Annotated in this window: 18 protein-coding genes and 2 pseudogenes; 8 read left to right on the top strand and 12 right to left on the bottom strand. The window is 55.0% G+C overall.

The features are described 5' to 3' along the window. The first annotated feature begins 111 nt into the window (after positions 1-111). A complete protein-coding gene (gene lpdA / locus G7064_RS10215; protein WP_166073490.1) occupies positions 112-1,518 on the top strand; it encodes a dihydrolipoyl dehydrogenase in 1,407 nt (468 codons plus the stop codon). A gap of 97 nt (positions 1,519-1,615) precedes the next feature. Here the strand turns inward: lpdA and G7064_RS10210 are convergent, their stop codons facing one another. The 3 genes from G7064_RS10210 to uraH all read right to left on the bottom strand — a co-directional run bounded on the left by G7064_RS10210 (position 1,616) and on the right by uraH (position 2,911). After that, entirely contained in the window at positions 1,616-2,083 is a 468-nt protein-coding gene (locus tag G7064_RS10210; protein WP_166073489.1) for a hypothetical protein, read from the bottom strand. Positions 2,084-2,173: 90 nt separating this feature from the next. After that, positions 2,174-2,359 (bottom strand): hypothetical protein, encoded by a 186-nt coding sequence (locus G7064_RS10205; protein ID WP_166073488.1) that lies wholly within the window; start codon positions 2,357-2,359, stop codon positions 2,174-2,176. A gap of 135 nt (positions 2,360-2,494) precedes the next feature. Beyond that, on the bottom strand, positions 2,495-2,911 hold the full coding sequence (gene uraH / locus G7064_RS10200; protein WP_166073487.1) for a hydroxyisourate hydrolase: 417 nt from the start codon (positions 2,909-2,911) through the stop codon (positions 2,495-2,497). Between the two features lie 163 nt (positions 2,912-3,074). On the opposite strand from uraH, the gene G7064_RS10195 reads away from it, so the two are divergent. Together G7064_RS10195 and G7064_RS10190 are read left to right on the top strand one after the other, a co-directional pair. After that, positions 3,075-3,614: a DUF1697 domain-containing protein gene (locus G7064_RS10195; RefSeq protein WP_166073486.1), complete on the top strand. Its 540-nt coding sequence runs from the start codon at positions 3,075-3,077 to the stop codon at positions 3,612-3,614. A gap of 147 nt (positions 3,615-3,761) precedes the next feature. Continuing rightward, positions 3,762-4,892, top strand: coding sequence for a putative sensor domain DACNV-containing protein (locus G7064_RS10190; protein WP_166073485.1), 1,131 nt, complete (start codon positions 3,762-3,764; stop codon positions 4,890-4,892). A gap of 34 nt (positions 4,893-4,926) precedes the next feature. On the opposite strand, the gene G7064_RS10185 is transcribed toward G7064_RS10190, so the two are convergent. After that, positions 4,927-5,778, bottom strand: coding sequence for a hypothetical protein (locus G7064_RS10185; protein ID WP_166073484.1), 852 nt, complete (start codon positions 5,776-5,778; stop codon positions 4,927-4,929). Between the two features lie 438 nt (positions 5,779-6,216). Here G7064_RS10185 and G7064_RS10180 point away from each other — a divergent pair, with 438 nt between their 5' ends. Continuing rightward, on the top strand, positions 6,217-7,503 hold the full coding sequence (locus tag G7064_RS10180; RefSeq protein WP_166073483.1) for a PQQ-dependent sugar dehydrogenase: 1,287 nt from the start codon (positions 6,217-6,219) through the stop codon (positions 7,501-7,503). A gap of 126 nt (positions 7,504-7,629) precedes the next feature. On the opposite strand, the gene G7064_RS10175 is transcribed toward G7064_RS10180, so the two are convergent. From G7064_RS10175 to G7064_RS10155, 5 genes are all read right to left on the bottom strand, one after another. Next, positions 7,630-8,199: a hypothetical protein gene (locus tag G7064_RS10175; RefSeq protein WP_166073482.1), complete on the bottom strand. Its 570-nt coding sequence runs from the start codon at positions 8,197-8,199 to the stop codon at positions 7,630-7,632. 185 nt (positions 8,200-8,384) lie between these two features. Next, on the bottom strand, positions 8,385-9,239 hold the full coding sequence (locus G7064_RS10170; protein WP_166073481.1) for a DUF5694 domain-containing protein: 855 nt from the start codon (positions 9,237-9,239) through the stop codon (positions 8,385-8,387). A gap of 128 nt (positions 9,240-9,367) precedes the next feature. Then, positions 9,368-10,417 carry a 23S rRNA (adenine(1618)-N(6))-methyltransferase RlmF gene (gene rlmF, locus G7064_RS10165; protein ID WP_166073480.1) on the bottom strand — a complete coding sequence of 350 codons (1,050 nt, stop codon included), beginning with the start codon at positions 10,415-10,417 and terminating at the stop codon, positions 9,368-9,370. A 248-nt stretch (positions 10,418-10,665) separates the two neighbouring features. After that, complete coding sequence (locus G7064_RS10160; protein WP_133271446.1) at positions 10,666-11,124, bottom strand: cold-shock protein; 459 nt, start codon at positions 11,122-11,124, stop codon at positions 10,666-10,668. A 247-nt stretch (positions 11,125-11,371) separates the two neighbouring features. Next, the gene (locus G7064_RS10155) at positions 11,372-11,911 is read right to left on the bottom strand and encodes a pseudouridine synthase (protein ID WP_166073479.1); all 540 of its coding nucleotides are present in this window, start codon (positions 11,909-11,911) and stop codon (positions 11,372-11,374) included. Positions 11,912-12,200: 289 nt separating this feature from the next. Here G7064_RS10155 and G7064_RS10150 point away from each other — a divergent pair, with 289 nt between their 5' ends. Beyond that, positions 12,201-12,866 carry a T-complex 10 C-terminal domain-containing protein gene (locus G7064_RS10150; RefSeq protein ID WP_166073477.1) on the top strand — a complete coding sequence of 222 codons (666 nt, stop codon included), beginning with the start codon at positions 12,201-12,203 and terminating at the stop codon, positions 12,864-12,866. A gap of 67 nt (positions 12,867-12,933) precedes the next feature. Here the strand turns inward: G7064_RS10150 and G7064_RS10145 are convergent, their stop codons facing one another. The 3 genes from G7064_RS10145 to G7064_RS10135 are packed head-to-tail and all read right to left on the bottom strand — an operon-like array spanning position 12,934 to position 14,056. Then, complete coding sequence (locus tag G7064_RS10145; protein WP_166073476.1) at positions 12,934-13,254, bottom strand: hypothetical protein; 321 nt, start codon at positions 13,252-13,254, stop codon at positions 12,934-12,936. Then, positions 13,251-13,901, bottom strand: a complete 651-nt coding sequence (locus tag G7064_RS10140; RefSeq protein WP_166073475.1) for a hypothetical protein — start codon at positions 13,899-13,901, stop codon at positions 13,251-13,253. Before G7064_RS10140 ends, G7064_RS10145 begins: the two co-directional genes overlap by 4 nt. Before the next feature lie 5 nt (positions 13,902-13,906). Beyond that, a complete protein-coding gene (locus G7064_RS10135) occupies positions 13,907-14,056 on the bottom strand; it encodes a hypothetical protein (RefSeq protein WP_166073474.1) in 150 nt (49 codons plus the stop codon). A 174-nt stretch (positions 14,057-14,230) separates the two neighbouring features. Here G7064_RS10135 and G7064_RS10130 point away from each other — a divergent pair. The 3 genes and pseudogenes from G7064_RS10130 (at position 14,231) to G7064_RS10120 (ending at position 19,244) form a co-directional block, all read left to right on the top strand. Then, a pseudogene (locus G7064_RS10130) lies at positions 14,231-15,093 on the top strand (SDR family oxidoreductase). A gap of 291 nt (positions 15,094-15,384) precedes the next feature. Next, positions 15,385-16,838 (top strand): annotated as a pseudogene (locus G7064_RS23255) (aldehyde dehydrogenase family protein). Between the two features lie 360 nt (positions 16,839-17,198). Then, entirely contained in the window at positions 17,199-19,244 is a 2,046-nt protein-coding gene (locus tag G7064_RS10120) for an FAD-dependent oxidoreductase (RefSeq protein WP_166073473.1), read from the top strand. Positions 19,245-19,259 lie beyond the last annotated feature (15 nt).

Below are 19,259 nucleotides of genomic sequence, written 5' to 3'. Positions count from 1 at the left end.
CGACTGTGTGCCTTTGATAGCCTGGGGGCAAATCCGGGCGGCGGCTTTCGGTACCCGGCATTTTTGCCGACCTTCGTGGCCGTTGATTTCCATTGAATTCACCTGCTGAATATGAACCAATACGACGTTACCGTTATCGGCTCGGGGCCGGGCGGTTATGTAGCGGCCATCCGCTGCGCCCAGCTCGGTCTCAAAACCGCTCTTATCGAAAAGTATAACACCCTGGGGGGCACTTGCCTCAACGTGGGGTGCATCCCGAGCAAGGCGCTGCTCGACTCGTCGGAGCACTACCACAACGCCCACACCGCTTTCAAGGAGCACGGCATCGAGCTGGAAAACCTGCAGGTGAATATGAACCAGATGATCGACCGCAAGGCCGGCGTGGTGAAGGCCAACGTCGACGGCATCGCGTATCTGATGAAGAAGAACAAGATTGACGTGCTTACCGGCGTCGGCTCGTTCGTCGATAAAAACCACATCAGTATTACGCCCACGGCCGGTGGCGAGGCCCAGCAGATTGAAACCAAAAACGTCATTATTGCCACCGGTTCCAAGCCCACGGTATTGCCGTTTATTGCCCAGGACAAAGAGCGCATCATCACCAGCACCGAGGCCCTGAATATTCGCGAAGTACCCAAGCACATGATTGTGATTGGCGGTGGCGTAATTGGCCTCGAAATGGCCTCCGTCTATGCCCGTCTCGGCGCGAAAGTGTCGGTAGTGGAGTTCATGGACAGTATTATCCCCACCATGGACCGTGGCCTCGGCAAGGAGCTGCGCCGCGTGCTGGGCAAAATCGGCATCGAGTTTTTCTTCAGCCATAAAGTGACCGGCGCCACCCGCAACGGCGATACCGTGACCGTAACCGCTACCAACCCGAAAGGGGAGGAAGTGAAGTTTGAAGGCGACTACTGCCTCGTGGCCGTGGGCCGCGTGCCGTACACCGCTGGCCTCAACCTGGAAGCTGCCGGCATCGAAATGGAAGAGCGTGGCCGCATCAAAGTGGATGAGCACCTGCAAACCAACGTGCCCGGCATCTACGCCATCGGCGACGTGGTGCGGGGGGCAATGTTAGCGCACAAAGCGGAAGAAGAAGGCGTGTTTGTAGCCGAAACCATTGTGGGTCAGAAGCCTCATATCAATTACCTGCTCATCCCCGGCGTGGTGTACACCTGGCCTGAAGTGGCCGGCGTAGGCTACACCGAAGAGCAGCTGAAAGAGATGGGCAAAGAGTATAAAATAGGTTCGTTCCCCTTCAAAGCCAGCGGCCGCGCCCGCGCCAGCGGCGACACCGACGGCTTTGTGAAAGTACTGGCCGATAAGTCTACCGACGAAATCCTGGGTGTGCACATGATCGGCCCGCGCATCGCCGACCTCATCGCCGAAGCTGTAACCGCCATGGAGTTCCGCGCCTCCGCCGAGGACGTAGCTCGCATGAGCCATTCGCACCCAACGTACGCTGAGGCTATGAAGGAAGCGTGCTTAGCCGCGACGGAGAATCGCGCGATTCATATGTAATTTCACGCTATCTGGTGAAATAAAAGAGGCTGCAACTCATAGGAGTTGCAGCCTCTTTTATTTGTGCTTTCTCGCTTACCGCTCCCTAAACGTGCTATTAACAATTAATACATTGCCCCGCTCCAAGATCACTCGTCACTACTAAATGAATCCCTACTAAAACAACAAACAGAAGTTTCGCTACTCTTCTCACTTTAGGCTTCGTGCTTCCATCTTGGTCGACGGCCGCTACCAAGATGAGAAAGGAGGGTAACAGCGCAATAAATAAGAATAAATGAACCACTCCTTGGCCTTGCGGATCATGCATGCCGCCCCCATAAAGTTTGATGCTTATGTCGTGCAGCGAGATGAGGCAGCCTGATAGCACCGCTTTCAAAATTGGATTGCGATTTCGGGAAAAGGCAATGAGCCAGACAACCAGCGGTACCACAATAGGCGTGTATAAGATACCAGCTGGTGCATTATAATGGCCGTTTAAACTATTGCATACAAGTAAGAGAAGGTCTAGCGAAAGAGCGGCGCCTAAGGGAAGTTTGCGGGTAAGGTTTCGTAGGGAAAGTGACATGTCAGCAGACAAAGGGTATGGCTCAAAGGTGTCGACTTAGCTTCGCTGCTTTCTTGATCTAGATCATATTCGGATTGGGTAACATACCTATCATTTGAGAATACCTTCCTGCGTCTTCTGCACCAGCTTAAACCAATCTCTGATCACAAGGTAGTGCTGACCATGAATCATGATGGTTTGACCTTCCAACAGCTTGCTTAGGTCCTCGATGGTGTGCAGGGAGAAGCCGTGTTGGCGGGCTAGGGCGAGGTAGCACGGGTTGACGTAGTCGCGCACGCCGCAGAGGATGAGCTTTGGGAGAGCCTAAAGTAGTGTACTACCAGGCCATTCTTCGAAGCCGAAAACGACAAAAGCGGCTGAAACTCTCCGGAGCTTCAGCCGCTTTTGCGTTTGTACAGAAACCGGGTGGTCTCAACTGCCGCGGTAGGTGGAGTAGCCATAGGGCGAGAGGGTGATGGGCACGTGGTAGTGCGCGCCGTCCTTAATCTCGAATACTACCTCAATGAAGGGGTAGAACGACTGTTGCTTCTTACTCTCGAAATAGGGCTGAGTTACGAAAGTGAGCTTGTAGGTGCCGGGCGTGCCAGCGGCGCTGGCCGAGGGCAGAAAATCGGGGATGCGGCCGGCGGCGTCGGTTTTCTTCTCGGCTACGGTAGTCCACGTTTTTTGCGCGGGGTTGTACTGGTGCAGGCGTACCGTTACGCCGGAGGCCGGCTGGCCCGTGCTGATGTCGAGAATGTGGGTGCTGAGCTGGTTTTTAGGTGAGGAAGCCTGGGCCACACCCAATAGGGGCAACAAACTCAACAGGCAAATGAGGAGGGTTTTCAATTTGCAAAGGGCATTATGTGGGAAAAGTACCGCTACCTGTCAGGAGCGGCTTGATGGGGAAGAATATCCCCACTATCTAAACGTTAAGCGGCGCGACATAGGTTGGGTTTTTTAACCTTGATGAAGTCATCTTTGCCATTGTAAAAAAAGCCCCCCAGATCATATGACGTACATCGCCTTACTACGCGGCATCAATGTGGGTGGCCACCGCGTGACAATGGAAGCCCTGCGACGCCTCTTCACGGAGCTGGGACTGACCAACGTGCGCACATACATCCAGACTGGCAATGTATTTTTCGACGCTCCGGAGCAGAACAGAGCCTTGCTGACCGTGCGTATTGAGCAACACTTGCAGCAGGCGTTGGGCTACGCAGTGCCGGTATTTCTGCGCACCGCAGAGGAGCTGGAGGAGCTGCTGGCGCTCAATCCATTCAGCCACCTCACGGTCACGGACGAGATGCGGCTGTGCCTGATGTTTCTGGCGGAGCCTGCGCCGACTGGTCTGGTACTGCCGCTTCGCTCGCCCAAGGCGGATATGGAAATTGTGCACCTCACCAATCGGGAAGCATTCGTCGTCTGGCACATTATCGAAGGCCGCCCGCCGGCTTCTACGAGCTTTGTGGATAAGCTACTCGGGCGGCAAACTACAACTCGGTTCTTCCACACCACCGCCAAAATTCTGGAGGCGGCCAGGAAAGGATGAGGTAGTCGGCGTTACGATATTTTCCCGCGCAATGATTGGCTGCCTTCTACGGAGCAGTTGAAGTACTCTCCAAAAAAGCCCCCCGGCGTTGATTGGCCGGCGCACGTATAGTAGCTTCCTGTTTCCAAAGCCCTGTACCTGCCCTGTATGCTATCTGAACCCACCTACCTGGCGGCCCGCGTGGTAGCCCCGATGATTGAAGCGCACTTTGCCCGGCATCGAGCGGCGGCTAGTGCACAGCAGGCAGTCAACCTGGGGCCACCGCCGTCGGCGCATCTGGTGGAGGTTATGATTGACGTGGCTTTTTGGGCCAGCTTGAGGCGGGAGGAAGGGCACCCACCCAAGATTTCGCTGGCCCTGCTGGAGCCTGGGCAGGCAACCCAGGCCGTGGAGTTTACCAAGCGGCGGCTTATTCCTTATAACCTGCTCAAGCTGGCGCCCGCCGTAGAGCAGCCCGGTATTCACCTCGGCGTGTGGCACGATGCGGAGGGCCTTTACGTATGGGGCACCGCCACGGGCACGCCGCCGCTGAGTCTGGTGCTGGAAGTAGTGGAGCCCGGCCTGCTGGTAGCCAAGCACCGCCGCGCCGATGGCTTCGGCAAGTTCGTGAACGTGGCTATCCTGCGCGGCGAGCAGCTCCAGCTGGTCGATATTGAAAATACGGCCGTCGATGACTGTTCGGCGCTGCAGAAGTTTCTGCCCGACCCAGGACTGCCGGATGCTGCCGGTGAGCTAGATAACGTGCTGGTGGAGCTGGCCGCCGTGATGCGCGCCCACGGTCGGGGTGGGCTGGTACTCGTGGTGCCCACTGAGTCGCAGAAGTGGCAAGAGTCGATTGTGCATCCTATGACGTACCCCGTGATGCCCGTGTACACAGGTATTGCCGAAATCCGGCAGCAGGAGCAAGCCAAATGGCAGTGGCGGGAAGAGGTACAACGGGCCATTGGGATTGTGGGGGGCTTTACGGCCGTCGATGGGGCCACCATCATCACCCGCGACTATCATCTGCTGGCTTTTGGGGCGAAAGTAGCTCGCGCCAGATCCAGCGCGCCGGTCGATAAAATGGTGCTCACGGAGCCGGTAGTAGAAAGCGAGGCTAAGTATATGCACCCGGCCCAGAACGGCGGCACCCGCCATCTTGCCGCCGCCCAGTTTGTATTTGATCAGCGCGATGCCGTTGCGCTGGTAGCCTCGCAGGATGGCTTTTTCACCGTCTTTGCCTGGTCAACTTCCTTGGAAATGGTGCATGCTCACCGCATCGATGTGCTGTTGCTATAGGGGGCTTTTTTTATCTTCTCATTCCATACAAGCCCTACAGTCGGACTTTAATGGCTACTTGCTTGTCAGCGAAGGGCTGCAAATCATTCAACTGCTGCTCAATTTGTTGTAGCCAGGCTGCCTGTTTGCTGTGGTCGGGATAAATTTCGCTGTCGTACTTATCGTGCATGCGTTGGGCCTCCGAGATGATTTGCCGATAGATAGTCTCATGCTTGATCTCCAGCTCTTTTGTGTCGGCTACCTGCTCTTTAATAGCTTTAACGAAGCGGCGCGCCTGTATTTCGGTTATATCAAAATGCCCCTGCTCGTGCTCTAAGGTGTGGGCTACATCCTGAGTGCCTTTGAAATAAGATTCTTGGCAGTTAAAAAAAGTCTCGACAGTTAGCTGGATGTTATCCTGAAATACCCGGCCCATGTACTTGTAGCGAATATTGCTGCTGGTAGCGGCCTCGAAAGGGCGGCTTTCGGTACTGCCTTTAAAGTCAGCCTGCTTCAGCCGCCGCGACGGGTGCCATACAATCTCTTTTTCGTAGCGCGACAGATCGGGCACCCGGAGCGCCTTGGCTCTAATGCGGTGGCATGTGCTCCGCATGTCAGGCACTTGGTGCTCATAAATCTGCAACACGTTAGCACCTAGTTGCCTGGCTTCATTCGTAGCCAGTGCTAGTACTTTCTCATAAGAACAATTTACCGCTAAGCCGGCGTCTTTGATGTAGATGTCGCCTAACTCTTTGGCTTGCTCATCTACTATTTCAGTCTCTTTAGTAACCAAAAAGCCCTCGTTGGCTGGCAATGGGCTCGCACGCTGGAGGGAGCTAACGACGGCCGTAGGAGCACAAGCAGTAAGAAATAAGAATAGGAAAGCAGCCGTGAATACGCGTCTCATGTAAGATTTCGCCAGAAAGAATGGGTTTGTGTATAAGAATAAGCTGGACTCGACTGGTGCACATATCTAGCCAAATCAAGGGCTGATTCTTGGTAAAAATGAGTGCGTATGAGCAGCAGACAAGGTTGTTAGGGTGCCGCTTGCTATTCTGCTCGCTTGTGCTTGTTGTAGTCAGCTTACTACTTTTTAGTCTGATGATTAGAAACCTACAGCCGTTTTTGCGTAAGCCCTACGGAGGAGGTACAAGCAGGGCTGTTGAGGTAGATAAGCCCGATGGGTACATCCCGCGTGTCGCCACTTCAAGGTATCAGCAAAGGCTTTGATGCCAAGCCCTGCTTATCTCGCTTTCATCTGAGAAAACAATAGCACAGCGAGAGTTGTGCTTACAGAATAGGGTACGTGCTTAAACCAACTTTTATACTTCTAAACCAACGCCTAATGAACAGACACCACCTACTGAGTGCTTGCGCCATTCTTCTGGCTGGCTTCACTGCTGCCTGCAAACAATCCGGCCAAGAGCAGCGCGCGCAGGCCCAGGATAACACGGAAGCTACGTCGTCGATCTCCGACCAAATCAACCGTCTGCCGCTCGAAACCCGGGAGGCCAATGTACCTGAGCAGCGCCCCACTTTTCCTGAGCAAACCCGCGCTAAGGGAATCAAATCGACGGTAGCCTTCGACGTAACAGTGGTAGCCAAAGGGCTCAAAAACCCCTGGGCTGTGGAGCCGCTGCCTAACGGCGACCTGCTGATAACGGAGAAGCCCGGTCTGCTGCGCATTGTATCGGCGAAGGGGCAGATAGGCGACCCTATTAAGGGTTTGCCCGCAGTGTATGCCAGCGGCCAAGGCGGTTTGCTCGACGTGGCGCTGAGCCCAAATTTCAGCACAGATCAGACTATTTATTGGTCATTTTCTGAACCTCGGGGAGATAAAGGCAATGCCACCAGCGTAGCGAAAGGCGTACTCTCCACCGACCGTCGCAGCCTGAGCCAGGTGCGGGTGATATTCCGGGCGTTGCCGGCTTACGATGGCGACAAGCACTTTGGCTCCCGCTTGGCGTTTGGGTCAGATGGTTTACTATTCGTGACCCTTGGTGAACGCTCCGACAAGGAAATACGGCCCCAGGCTCAGCAGATGAATAGCCATATGGGCAAAACCTTACGCATCACCTCCGACGGCAAGCCGGCCCCAAACAACCCGTTTGCCAAGCAAGCCGGCGCCCTGCCCGAAATCTGGACGGTGGGCCAGCGCAACGTGCAGTCTATGGCCTTCGACGAGAAAGGACAGCTCTGGACGGTGGATATGGGCCCGCAGGGCGGCGACGAAGTGAACCGGATTGAGGGAGGCAAAAACTACGGCTGGCCTGTGGTGACCTTTGGCGAAGAGTACTCAGGTGAGCCCGTTCCCAACTCCGTTACGACCAAACAAGGATTCGTGGACCCCGTGTATTACTGGGATCCGGTCATTGCGCCCTCTGGAGCCCAGTTCTACACCGGCGACGCCTTTCCGGCGTGGCGCGGCAACCTATTTGTGGGTGCGCTTAAAGACCGGGAGTTGGTGCGCCTGCAAATCGAGAATGGCCGCGTAACAGGTGAAGAGCGTCTGCTGTCCGACCGCAAGCAGCGCGTGCGCGACGTGCGGCAAGGACCAGACGGCGCCCTGTACGTAGTGACCGACGAAGCCGACGGCGAGCTGTGGAAAATTGCCCCCCAAGCTGGGTCGTAAAAGGGGGTACAAGCTTCTGGGGGGCAAATTGCCTCTGCCTGTACATGCCTCCAACACGTAAACGCCCGCCGAGATAGTATTCTCGGCGGGCGTTTACGTGCTGTTGTTGCTGGTAATTGGGAAAGGCTATTCTTCGAAATTTAGATTGGTTGGCATAGCGGTCATTTGGCGCAGATCGGTGGTGGGTACACTCGCATCCACCACCTCGAAGCTAAGGTTGTCAAACCAAATTTGGCCCGTTGAACTTAGCAAAGCACCGTAAGCAATATTGGTAGCCTGGGCTGGCACATCCAGCACAATTTCATACTTCTTCCAGTCAGTGGTGCCCTTCACGGCGCGATTGCTCATATTATCGAAAGCCAAGGATTTATGGCTCCCGGCCTGATCGACGCGCATCCACAGTCCGGCCCAGCTTTTTACATCCTTAGACTTGATGTAGCCCGTAAGGCGCACGCGCTTGCCCAAATATTGCTGGGCCGAGCTGGCCTGCATGAGGGTGCCGAAACCGTCAATATTAGAGTCAATGGACTTGATGGTAGCGGCCTTTTTACCAGTTTGGCCCGCGCCCGCCTCTATGCCCATCTCATACTTTTTAGGTTGGCTGCCGGCCACAAACCAGCCGGCCGGAATTTCAAAAGAAAATAAGCTAATGGTCACTGCCATCAAGAGGCAGCTTCTAAGGATGACGGTTTTCATAAAGAGATTAATTTAAGTGAATAAGGTGCTTGTATGCTTAAGGTAAGCATTTAAGCTAGAGTCTACTAACGACCAATATCCTTGCTAATGCAAACTGTTAGTTGAGAGAAAGAACGTAGTTCCACCAAAAACCAGAAGAGGCTGACGCTCCCAGAGCGTCAGCCTCTTCTGATTGAATGCGTGTGTTATTTTTTCAAGCTTAACACGTCTTTTAGCTCCTTTACCTGAAAGGAATTATCCATGTCGATAAACCCATTCATCATGGACGTATGACTAGAGCCGGCCAATATCATCACCTTATCGTCCTGCCCTTCGGTAAGCTTCTGCACCAGCGAATACATATACAGGTTGCGGCGGTACCACTCCGACACGAGGAAGGGGCCAACGAAGGCGTCGGCGGTGCCGGCCCGGTTCATTAGCGTGAGATAGAAGCTGTTCTCAAAGGCCCGGCTTTCGGGCTTGTTGTGGTCGAGTAGGAGCTGGGTAAGCGTGTAGGTTTCGAGCTTTTTGTTGGTGCTGGCCTGATAGGTAGCCATCAGCGACTCTACATCTTTCAGCAGTTTTTCCTGACGGGCGGCGTTCATGGCTTTCATCACGCTGTCGTAGGGGAAATCGGTCTTTTTGTAGTCAATCGCGTGAATTTTGGCCAGCTTGAGTTTCTTGCCCGCCCGAAAAGCCAACTGAAAAATCTCGTTCTTCAGGTAGAAATCCCGCTGCGACGGCTTGGTGTATTTGGCCGTTACGTACTCCTCATATTTGCCCCCCAGATACTGTGCATACAACGCATCCAAGTCCTTTTGCTCGTCCCAGGGCCACTCCACAAATATTTTATCTGGCTGATAGAGCTTGATCTTATCGGTCATCGTTTCCAGCTCGGCCTGCACCTTTGAAGTCATTACATCGAAGGTTTTCACCTTCACAACATCGGCTCCCGGATTATTGAAGTGAAACGTGCCGATGAGCAGCACTTCCGTTGGTTTAGTCTGCGCGAAGCTTGCGCTGGTGATAAAGAAGGCTAGCAGGAGAAGAAGTTTTTTCATGGAATGACCAGGAATTGGGCAGAGGTTATAGATAAAAAGGGGGCTAAATGAGGGAGTAGTAGCTTTCTAAATCAGGCCTAATGCTAGGGCAGCCGCGTGCACGTGCAGAAAGCAAAAGTGCGCTGCAGCTAAATGGAATAGCTACCCATTAGATGCACTAGCGCATCGAAAGGCAGCATGGGCGCAAACTTATTTTTGCGCTGGTTTTGCCCCCAGCGCTTCTCCCGCCACGCCTGCTGCTGCTGAGGGTCCAGAAACGTCCAAGCTACGATGCGGCTGCTTTTCTGACCTTGGGCCATATTGATGGTGCGCACCTCGGTAGCCCCCGCTTTTTCCAGCGACTTATACAGGCCGGGCAATGTTTCTTTTTTAGATACCAACGTCGTAAACCAGAAGATATTAATCTTACTCAGGGTGCTTTCCTGGGCCATGCGCCACAGAAACGTGGCCTCGCCGCCGGGATACCACAATTCCGTGGCCTGGCCGCCAAAGTTCTGGGTAGGCGGGGTCTGGGGGGCTTTTTGGGTGCCCAGGTTGTGCTCCTTACGCCGGCTGCTGGCCTCAGCTTCCTCTTGCGAGCCATGAAAGGGCGGATTGCACATTGTCAGGTCGAAGAACTCTTTGGGCTCGACGATATCGTTGAAAATCTGGGTGGAGGAAGTCTGGCGGCGTATGTCCACGTTGCCGGCTAAGGCGCCATTGCTGGCCACAATCTGCTTGGCCATGCGCAGGGCTACTACGTCTACGTCGGTGCCCACGAAGCGCCAGCCATATTCCTTATGCCCAATGATAGGGTAAATGCAATTGGCCCCCACGCCCACATCGAGCACCCGAATGCTTTTGCCCCGCGGAATCACATCACCATTTACGGAGGCGAGCAAATCGGCGAGGTAGTGAATGTAGTCGGCGCGGCCGGGAATGGGCGGGCATAAATAGCCGGCCGGAATATCCCAGTTCTGAATCCCATAAAACTGCTTCAACAGCGCCCGATTCAGGGCTTTTACCGCCTCGGGGTTGGCGAAATCAATGCTGGTGTCGTCGTACTTGTTCACCGCCACAAATGGCGCCAGCTCCGGCGAAGCCTTGATCAGCTGAGGAAAGTCGTAGCGGCCCCGGTGGCGGTTGCGGGGGTGGAGTGGGTCTTTCTCGGCGGAATCCTGGGGCGGTTGGGTGGTCATAGGTAAGACGTAAGTGCGGCAGCGGTAAGGCTACCTATTCAAGTATCAATGAAAAATAGAACGTCATGCGCGGAATGCTCGGCATGACCGCCTGCTTAAGCTACTATATGTACGCGTATGACAGGTAAGCAAAGCCAGTACAGCGCTATTCAGACGCTAGCAAACGCAAAAGCGGCCGCAGCTCCTCAGAGTTGCGGCCGCTTTTATGCCGAAGGTTAGTACGCTGGCGTAGATCGTTTTATCAAAAGCTAAGCCTCGGCCAATTTAACAGAAACGGCGGTTGGTCCTTTCTGGCCCATGGCCACTTCAAAGGTCACCTTGTCGTTTTCTTTGATCTGGTTGATCAACCCGTTGGCGTGCACAAAAATGCTTTCCTGGGTCTGCTGATCCTTGATAAAGCCGTAGCCTTTCGAGTCATTGAAGAAAGACACAATACCCTTGCGAATAACGTCGGGCTGCTCCATGTCTTCCTGCTTCATGGTCGTAATCTGTATGTCCTCCTGATTAATAACCTTTTTCTTTTTTGGATCCGGAGGAGAATCAACGATGTTGCCGTTTTCGTCAACGTAAGCGAGCATATCCTCTAGGCTCTGGCCTTTCACCGCGTTTGCTTGGCGCTCCTCCTTTTTCTCGGCCTTATCGGTACGCTTCTTTAATCGTTTTTTCTCATTCTCTTTTTTACCAAACGTTGCTTGTGATCTAGCCATTTTTATTTTTTGATTTTAAGTAATACACACTGTAATGCGAGGCAGAGCTGGAAGCTCAAAGCAGGCCATCATCTTAAGACAGATGGCGAAAAACTAAAGTTCAGCACAAAGCATAAACGTCTTAGTACAAAGCTGAACCGCGGGGAGCACCTGCCTGAGGAAAGGATAAACGGGGCAGGGAATCATCAAAGTTACAGCAATTCAACTTCTTCCTGTTGCTGGGGCAAGTAAAAGCTATCAAGTTCTATTACGGCACCGGGGGCAAATCGTGCAAATAGATAGCACCGATCCGCACCCGGAACAGGCGCAAGGTCGGAAAACCAACTGCTGCGGTCATTTTGCGCACCTGCCGGTTCTTGCCTTCGGTGAGCGTGATGGATACCCAACTGGTGGGGCCGTGGCGGTCGTCGCGGATTTTGCGGGTGCGGGGAGCAAATTCCGGCGCCGTGTCTAATTTAAATGCGGTGCAGGGCGTGGTCTGGTATTTTACGTCGCGAATACCAATTTCGACGCCTTGCTGTAATTGCGCAATGGCCTCGTCCGTAATTATTCCGTCGACCTGGGCGTAATATTCTTTTTCTATTTTTTTGCTGCGCACCAATTCGCTCATTTTTCCGTCGGTGGTGAGCAATAATAGCCCTTCGCTTTCTTCATCCAAGCGCCCAATGGCCATCGTTCCTTCCGGAAAATCGTGTAAGTCGCCGAGCAATTTCTTCTTTTTTAATTCACAGACGAACTGACTTAAATAACCATACGGCTTGTGAATTATAAAATGCTGATGCGACATGTACGGGACGAATTAAATTAACTGGATGCGTAAGCGCCGGATACTATAATTGTTTTGGCGGAAAATAGATGAATATGCAAATATGCGGTATCTTATTGCTAATCAATAATTAACCAGATACCAAGCTCACCGACTTCTGCCGTAGCGTACGTGCTAATCGCTCCAGCAAACAGCCATAAGTAGCGCCGCTTCGGCCCGCTCGACCCAACCTCGGCTCAACAGTCATCGTACAGCGGCCGATGGCAATGTATTAGCTAATGCCTATTTTTCATTTTCTGTTCCCCCGACCATGAAATCCGCTTTGTTTCTTCTCGCTGGTGCCGCCGCTCTGTCGCTGGCCGCCTGCAATACCGACAAAAAAGCCGCCGTGGATGCGGCCACAACGCCTTCAGCCGATACGGCCGTGGTAGCCGATAACGACGTGGTGATGCTCTACCGTGAGCAAGGCAACCGCGTAGCCAACCGCGTCACCACCGACTTAGGCATCACCGATACCGCCCAAGTGCGCGAGGTACGCCGCGTGTACGACACCCGCGCCACCCGACTGGGCGAAGTGGATACCCGCTACGCCTCCGACACCACCGGCCGTACCACGGCCCTGCGCGAGATTAACCGCGAAACCGACACCAAAATTAAGGACATTGTGAAGGACGATGACCGTTACATGACCTACGAAGAGAAGCGCGCTACCTACTACACCGGCGAAGAATACGCCGCCGAAGCAGAAGATGATAAGTCGACCACCACTACTACTGCTGCCGCGCCAGCGCCGGCTCGTCGTCAGGGCCCGGCCATCGTGAAGGTGGAAAGGAAGAAAAACGGTGAGTCGAAAACCGTGTATGCCGACGGTCGCACCGTGAAAGTGGACAAAGACGGCGACCGCAAAACCGAGTATCCCAACGGCACCAAAGTGAAGCGCGACGCCGACGACGGTGAGCGCAAAGTGAAAGACTAGTTTTAGCCAAACGCCTATCCAGCAAAAAGCCCGCACCGTGACTGATGCGGGCTTTTTGTTGCCTAGACTACTGCACTACACCTAGCGCTTGTAACTCTTTAGTAATGCGTTCGTTCCAGCGCGTCTGAGCGGCGTCGTTGGTGCCGTTGCCCGTTTCACCATCGTATTGCTCCTGCAGGCGGTTCATTTCCTGATAAGATTTCAGGTACTGATGCTGCAGGTGGCCGGCGTAGTAATCGACGGATAGTGTGTCTTGCCGAATCCGTTGCTTAAAGCGCTCCACTACCAGTTTCACTACATCGAAGTGCCGCTGCTCGTGGTTGAGGGTGTAAGGCGTGCGGGCGTGGTCGGCAATCCAGGAGGAGCTGCGCACCACGAAGGTTTTCATCGTAATGCGGAGCTGCATTTTGCCCCCCACCACCTTCGTGGAGCCTTGGTAGGCGAAGTTGGGAAACACCACGGCCGCCGTATTCCCCCCGAGCGGCGAGGGCCTGTGAAATCCGAAAAATCGAGGGGGCGCTTAGGGTCATAGAACAGCGTATCCGTGTCCTGATTCTCCGTGTAATCGGTGAAGAAAACCTGCACGCCGGTAGCCAGTTTGGCGTTGTGGGGGGCATTTTGCTTTACCCACGTGTGCAGGTACCGCATGGCTTCGGTCAGTGCTTGGCGCAGGGTGGGCTCTACGACGCCAAGCTGGCCGGCGGGGCGCCCGTAGCGGGCCGCACCCTGATACTCGGTTAATGCTATGGTTTGGCCATCGCGCTGCCAGTCGAAGGCCATTTTTATCGTAATGCGGCCGTCCACGCGGCCGGGCGCTTTCGAGTCAGCCGTTTCCGTGACTCTGCACTCGCGCAAACGGATGGTAAGAGGGCGTAGCTGCTTATTGGCCGGAAGGGCTTGCTGAATAAACTTCTGCATAGCGCTGGCTCCTCCGCCCTGCAAATCAACCGCTTGCGCTCTGGGAGCTAGTGTGGCAGCGGTAGCCGGCGGGATTAACGAGGCTACGGCGCGGCGGTCGGGGCGCTCATCTACCACCTGAGCTACGTAGAACTCCTGGGGGCAAATGTTTGGGTGGGTGCCAGCAACCGAATGGGCGGCACTGTGCCCGCCGACTGCGCCGCCAGTAAGAGTACCACGAAAAGGGAGGCTGCTACCCAACGCATTGCCGGGCGCACAAATGTCAGCAGCATGGAGGGATTAATGGGTGAAGCCAGAAGCCAGTAGTTAAGGCTTCTACATTGGAAACTTGCCAAAACGTTCCCGCCCAGCAACCGACAAAAAGCCCCCCAGCTTTCTGCCACCTGAACAATAACCCTTCGTAGCAGGCCGCGTTGTTAGTTTTTTATCCTAACCAACCATATGCTATGGAAACTAAACCCACGACATTACCGCCTCAAAAGCAGAATCAGCAGCCCGGCAAAGAGCAGGAAATGACGCCCCAGCCCGAATACATTCGGCCCAACTATAAAGGCAGCGAAAAGCTGCAAGGGAAAGTAGCCCTCATCACGGGTGGCGACTCCGGTATTGGTCGCTCCGTGGCGGTGCATTTCGCCCGCGAGGGCGCCGATGTGGCCATTACTTACCTGCCTGCCGAGGAAGAAGATGCTTATAAAACGCGCCAGTTGGTAGAGGAAGCTGGGCAGCGCTGCCTCACCCTGCCCGGCGACCTGCGCGACCGGCAGTACTGCGAACAAATTGTGCAACGCACCATCGATGAGCTGGGCGGCCTGAATATCTTGGTAAACAACGCGGCTGAGCAGTTTCCCAGCCAGGACATGAAGGAAGTATCGGATGAGCAGTGGGAAGACACGTTCCAAGTCAATTTCTTCTCCTTCGTGCGCGTAACGCGGGCCGCACTCAAGCATCTCAAAGAAGGTGACTCTATCATCTGCACTTCGTCGATCAACGCGTATCGCGGCAATCAGCAGCTCATTGATTATTCGGCCACGAAGGGCGCTATTACGGTCTTTGTCAGGTCGTTGGCTCAGCAGTTGGCGGACAAGAAAATCCGCGTCAACTCCGTAGCTCCCGGCCCCATCTGGACGCCGCTTATTCCAGCCAGCTTCCCCCGGATAAGGTAGCCTCCTTCGGCAAAGACACGACTATGAAGCGCCCCGGCCAGCCCTCCGAAGTAGGCCCCGCTTACGTATTCTTAGCCTCCGACGACTCCACGTATTTTACCGGCCAAACCCTGCACCCCAACGGCGGCGAAACAGTGAATACATAAGCTAATTAAGCTCTAAAAGGCAGTTAGTTATACCAAAAGGCCGTCATGCAGAGGCGAAGCCGAAGCATTTCGCTCGCTTCGTTGAGTTACTATTCTCACTAACACGCGAGATGCTTCGCTCCGCTCTGCATGACCGTCAAATTAGGTGCAACAATAATAAAAAGCCCCCCAGACTAAATCTGGGGGCTTTTTCGTGAATAACTATAGCCTGACTAGCAACTCCTGCCTACCTAGCTTGAGCGACAAATTTCCGTACCTTAGAAGACGCACTTCATCGCCTCATCCTCCCGCATGGAAACCCTCGATACTCCGATTGCTGCTGCCTCCGCACCCTTCGACCCTGCGCTGCTGCCGGAGCTGTTTGGGCGGCTCAAAACCCGCAGCGAAGTACTGCGTCGGGAGGGAGCCAGCGAGCGGATTGCGCGCTTGCGCCGGCTGAGCCAGTGGATAGAAAACAACCGCACGCGCATTCAGCAAGCCATGTACGCCGACTTCCGCAAACCCGCGGAGGAAGTGGACATGTCAGAAATTTACGTGTCGCAGGTGGAGCTGAAGCACACTATACAGCACGTAGCCAAGTGGATGCGCACTCGCCGCGTGGGTACGCCCCTGGCCATGATGGGCACGAAAGGGTGGGTGCAGCCTGAGCCCAAAGGGGTGGTGCTCATCATTGCCCCCTGGAATTATCCCTTCTACCTAGCCGTCGACCCCCTCACCTCGGCCCTGGCCGCAGGCAACTGCTGCATTCTGAAGCCCTCCGAAATGACGCCCGCCACCAGTGCCCTCATCCGGCAGATGGTAGAAGAAGTATTCGACCCCAGCGAAGTAGTGGTGTGTGAGGGCGACAAAGACGTGTCGACGGCGCTACTGAAGCTGCCTTTCGATCATATTTTCTTCACGGGTAGCCCGCAAGTAGGCAAAGTAGTCATGCGGGCCGCCGCCGAGCACCTTACCTCCGTCACGCTGGAGCTGGGGGGCAAATCGCCGGTGCTGGTAGACGAAACCGCCCATCTGCGCGATGCCGCCGAGAAAATCGTGTGGGGCAAATTCCTCAACGCCGGCCAAACCTGCGTCGCCCCCGACTACCTGCTGGTGCACGAAAAAGTCCGCGACAAGCTAATCGACGAAATCAGGGCCGCCACCCGCCGCCTCCACGATCCCACCGGTGAGGGCGTGCAACAGTCCAATACCTTCGCCCGCATTGTAAATAAGCATCATTTTCAGCGCGTTAGTAAGCTGTTGGAGGAGGGCCAGCGCCTGGGGGCGTTTTGGAGATGGGCGGGATTGTCGATTCGTCGGAGAACTTCATTGAGCCCACGCTGCTGGCCGAAGTGCCACCGGAAGCGGGACTTTGGAAAGAAGAAATTTTCGGTCCTGTACTGCCCCTGCGTACCTACAGCACCCTCATGGAAGCCGTGGACTTTATCAACGACCGGCCCCGCCCGCTAGCCCTTTACCTGTTTAGCCGCAGCGCGGAAAATCGTCGCTACGTGCTCAAGCGCGCTCCCGCCGGTGGCGTTGCCCTCAACGATACCATCATCCACCTCATGCACCCCGAGCTGCCCTTCGGCGGCCTCGGCAATAGCGGCATGGGTCGCGCCCACGGCCGCTACGGCTTCGACTCCTTCTCCAATCTGAAATCAGTGTTGAAGCAGCGTATCGGGCAAACCTCGATCAAATTGCTGTACCCGCCCTACACGCCCAAGGTGAAGCAGATGATGGAGATGGTAATGAAGTGGTTTTAGCGAGTCTAGGGTTCCAATAGAAACGCAATATTCTAGGCCTTAAACAGTAACCATCTGTTATCCTGACGCAGGAAGGACCTTTTCACGCCCGCACGAGTCGTTGTTACGATGGTCGTTCAGGCGTGAAAAGGTCCTTTCTGCGTCAGGATGGCAAGTTGAGTAATAGTAGAAGTCGAAAGATGAAGTAGAGAATGATGAGGTTTCAACGCATGCGTCTCGGCATTTTAAAGCCGGCATAAACCCTATTGCTAAATGGTTTTTTGCGCTTCAAACTACGCGGCATGCCGAGTATATCAGAAAAAATGCCGATATTTTCAGACCCGCATTCAGCGAGATTAACCGTTTGCTTCTGAATTGATTATGAATCCCACTCCTGCCCACCGCGTTCTTCTTAATGCCCTCGCCGATACATTCATCCCAAGCATTGAAGGCAAAACTGAGAAGGCAGAGTTCTGGGCCCAGCATGGCTCCCAGGGCATAGATGTCGACAAAGCTTTTGCTGCTATTTCGGCTCAACCGGAAGGGGCTCAGCAGGAGTTTAAGCAACTGTTGAAGCTGCTGGAAAACCCAGCTTTAGGACTCACTTGGTTTGGGCCGCTCAAACCCTTTGTGCGTCTGGATGCGGCCCAGCGCCAGCAGATGCTGCAAAGCTGGGCGGGAAGTAATGTGCCACAGTTGCGCAAAGGCTTTCATGCGCTGCGTAAGCTGCTCACATTCCTTTTTTACGGTTCGTCATCGGCGGAAAAAGGCAATGCTACCTGGGCGGCGCTGGGCTACCCTGGCCCACTCCCCGATGCCGTGGTAGACTCCTCGAAACCTCTTAAAACCCTGCGCCCCACCACCGACGTCACCTACGACTGCGACGTGCTGGTGATAGGCAGTGGAGCCGGCGGCGGGGTGGTGGCGGCGGAGATGGCTGCGACTGGCCATGACGTTCTGGTACTCGAAAAAGGCCCCTACTGCCACGGCTGCGACTTTACCCAGCGCGAAGTAGACATGATGGGTCAGCTCTACGATGCCCGCGGCGCACTCAGCACTCAGGATGGTGGCGTAGCATTGTTGGCTGGTAGCTGCCTGGGCGGCGGCACTACCGTCAACTGGGCCGGTTCGTTTCGCACTCCCGATTATGTGCTGGAAGAATGGGCCCGCGAGCACCAGGCACCTCACTTTACGTCTGCCGAATTCAAAAACAGCCTCGACGCTGTGAGCCGAGCCCTGAGTGTAAACACTGACTACACTCGGCACAATGGTCAGAACCAAGCCTTACTGGACGGCTCGGCCAAATTGGGGCAGAGCACAAAGCTTATTCCAAGGAATGAAAAAGGCCTTACCGATTCAGAGGAGCACTTTCAAGGCCTTGGCTACACCACTCTTGGAGACCGGTACGGCATCAAACAAGGCACTTTAAACACCTACTTACCCCAGGCTTTCGCTCATGGTGCCCGCCTACTGGCCGATACGCGCGTGGAGCGCGTGACGGTGCAGGCTGGTCAGGCTACTGGCGCCGAAGCTGTGCATACCACCTCCGACGGCCAGCAAATACGCGTGACGGTGCGGGCGCGGCGCGTGGTGGTAGCGGGCGGCGCCATCCAGACGCCGGCGCTGCTTTTGCGCAGCGGTTTGCGGCACCCGCACCTTGGTCAGCATCTGCATCTGCACCCCACGGTGGCTGTTTCAGGTCTGTATCCGCAGCTGATGAACCCGTGGCACGGGCCGAGCATGTCGGTGGTAAACGACTGCTTTACCCGCCTCGATGGCACCAACTTCGGAGTGAAGCTAGAAACGCCCCCCGCCCACGCGGGTCTAATGGCGATGGTGCTACCTTGGCAATCGGGTGAGCAGCATAAGCAGCTAATGCTCAACGCCGCTCATCTCGGCAACTTCATCGTGCTGACCCGCGACCGGGATGGCGGCCGCGTGACAATTGATCAGCACGGGGCTCCATTGGTCGATTATGTACTCAGCGCTTTCGACCGCAATACGATGCTGCGAGGCGTGCGTGCCGCCGCTGAAATTCACGTAGCGGCCGGGGCGCATACCGTGTATTTGCCTCACGGAACCTTGCCCACACTCCACGCGCAGAACGGCGTGGTTCAAAATCCCGAAGTTCTGGAAAAGCTACCGCACTTAGGCTGGAAACCGAACCAGTTCAGCTTGTACAGTGCCCATCAGATGAGTACCTGCCGTATGGGCGGCGTGCGCGCAACGCATCCGTTGTCACCCAGCGGCGAAACGTACGAGGTCAGTAACCTGTACGTGGCCGATGGCTCGGCATTTCCCGCCTGTAGCGGCGTCAATCCAATGCTGACTATTATGGCGCTGGCTCACTACACGGCCCAGGAAATTAAGGCTGGTTTGGTAGCTAATGGTGCAAAAACGAGGCAGCAACTGGCCGTTAGTGAGTAGATTCTGGTAAGTAGC

Origin of the sequence: Hymenobacter sp. HDW8 (assembly GCF_011305775.1) — a bacterium.
GTDB lineage: Bacteria > Bacteroidota > Bacteroidia > Cytophagales > Hymenobacteraceae > Hymenobacter > Hymenobacter radiodurans.
The sequence above is the reverse complement of the archived record's forward strand: the minus strand, read 5'-3'. Positions and strand labels throughout refer to the sequence as shown.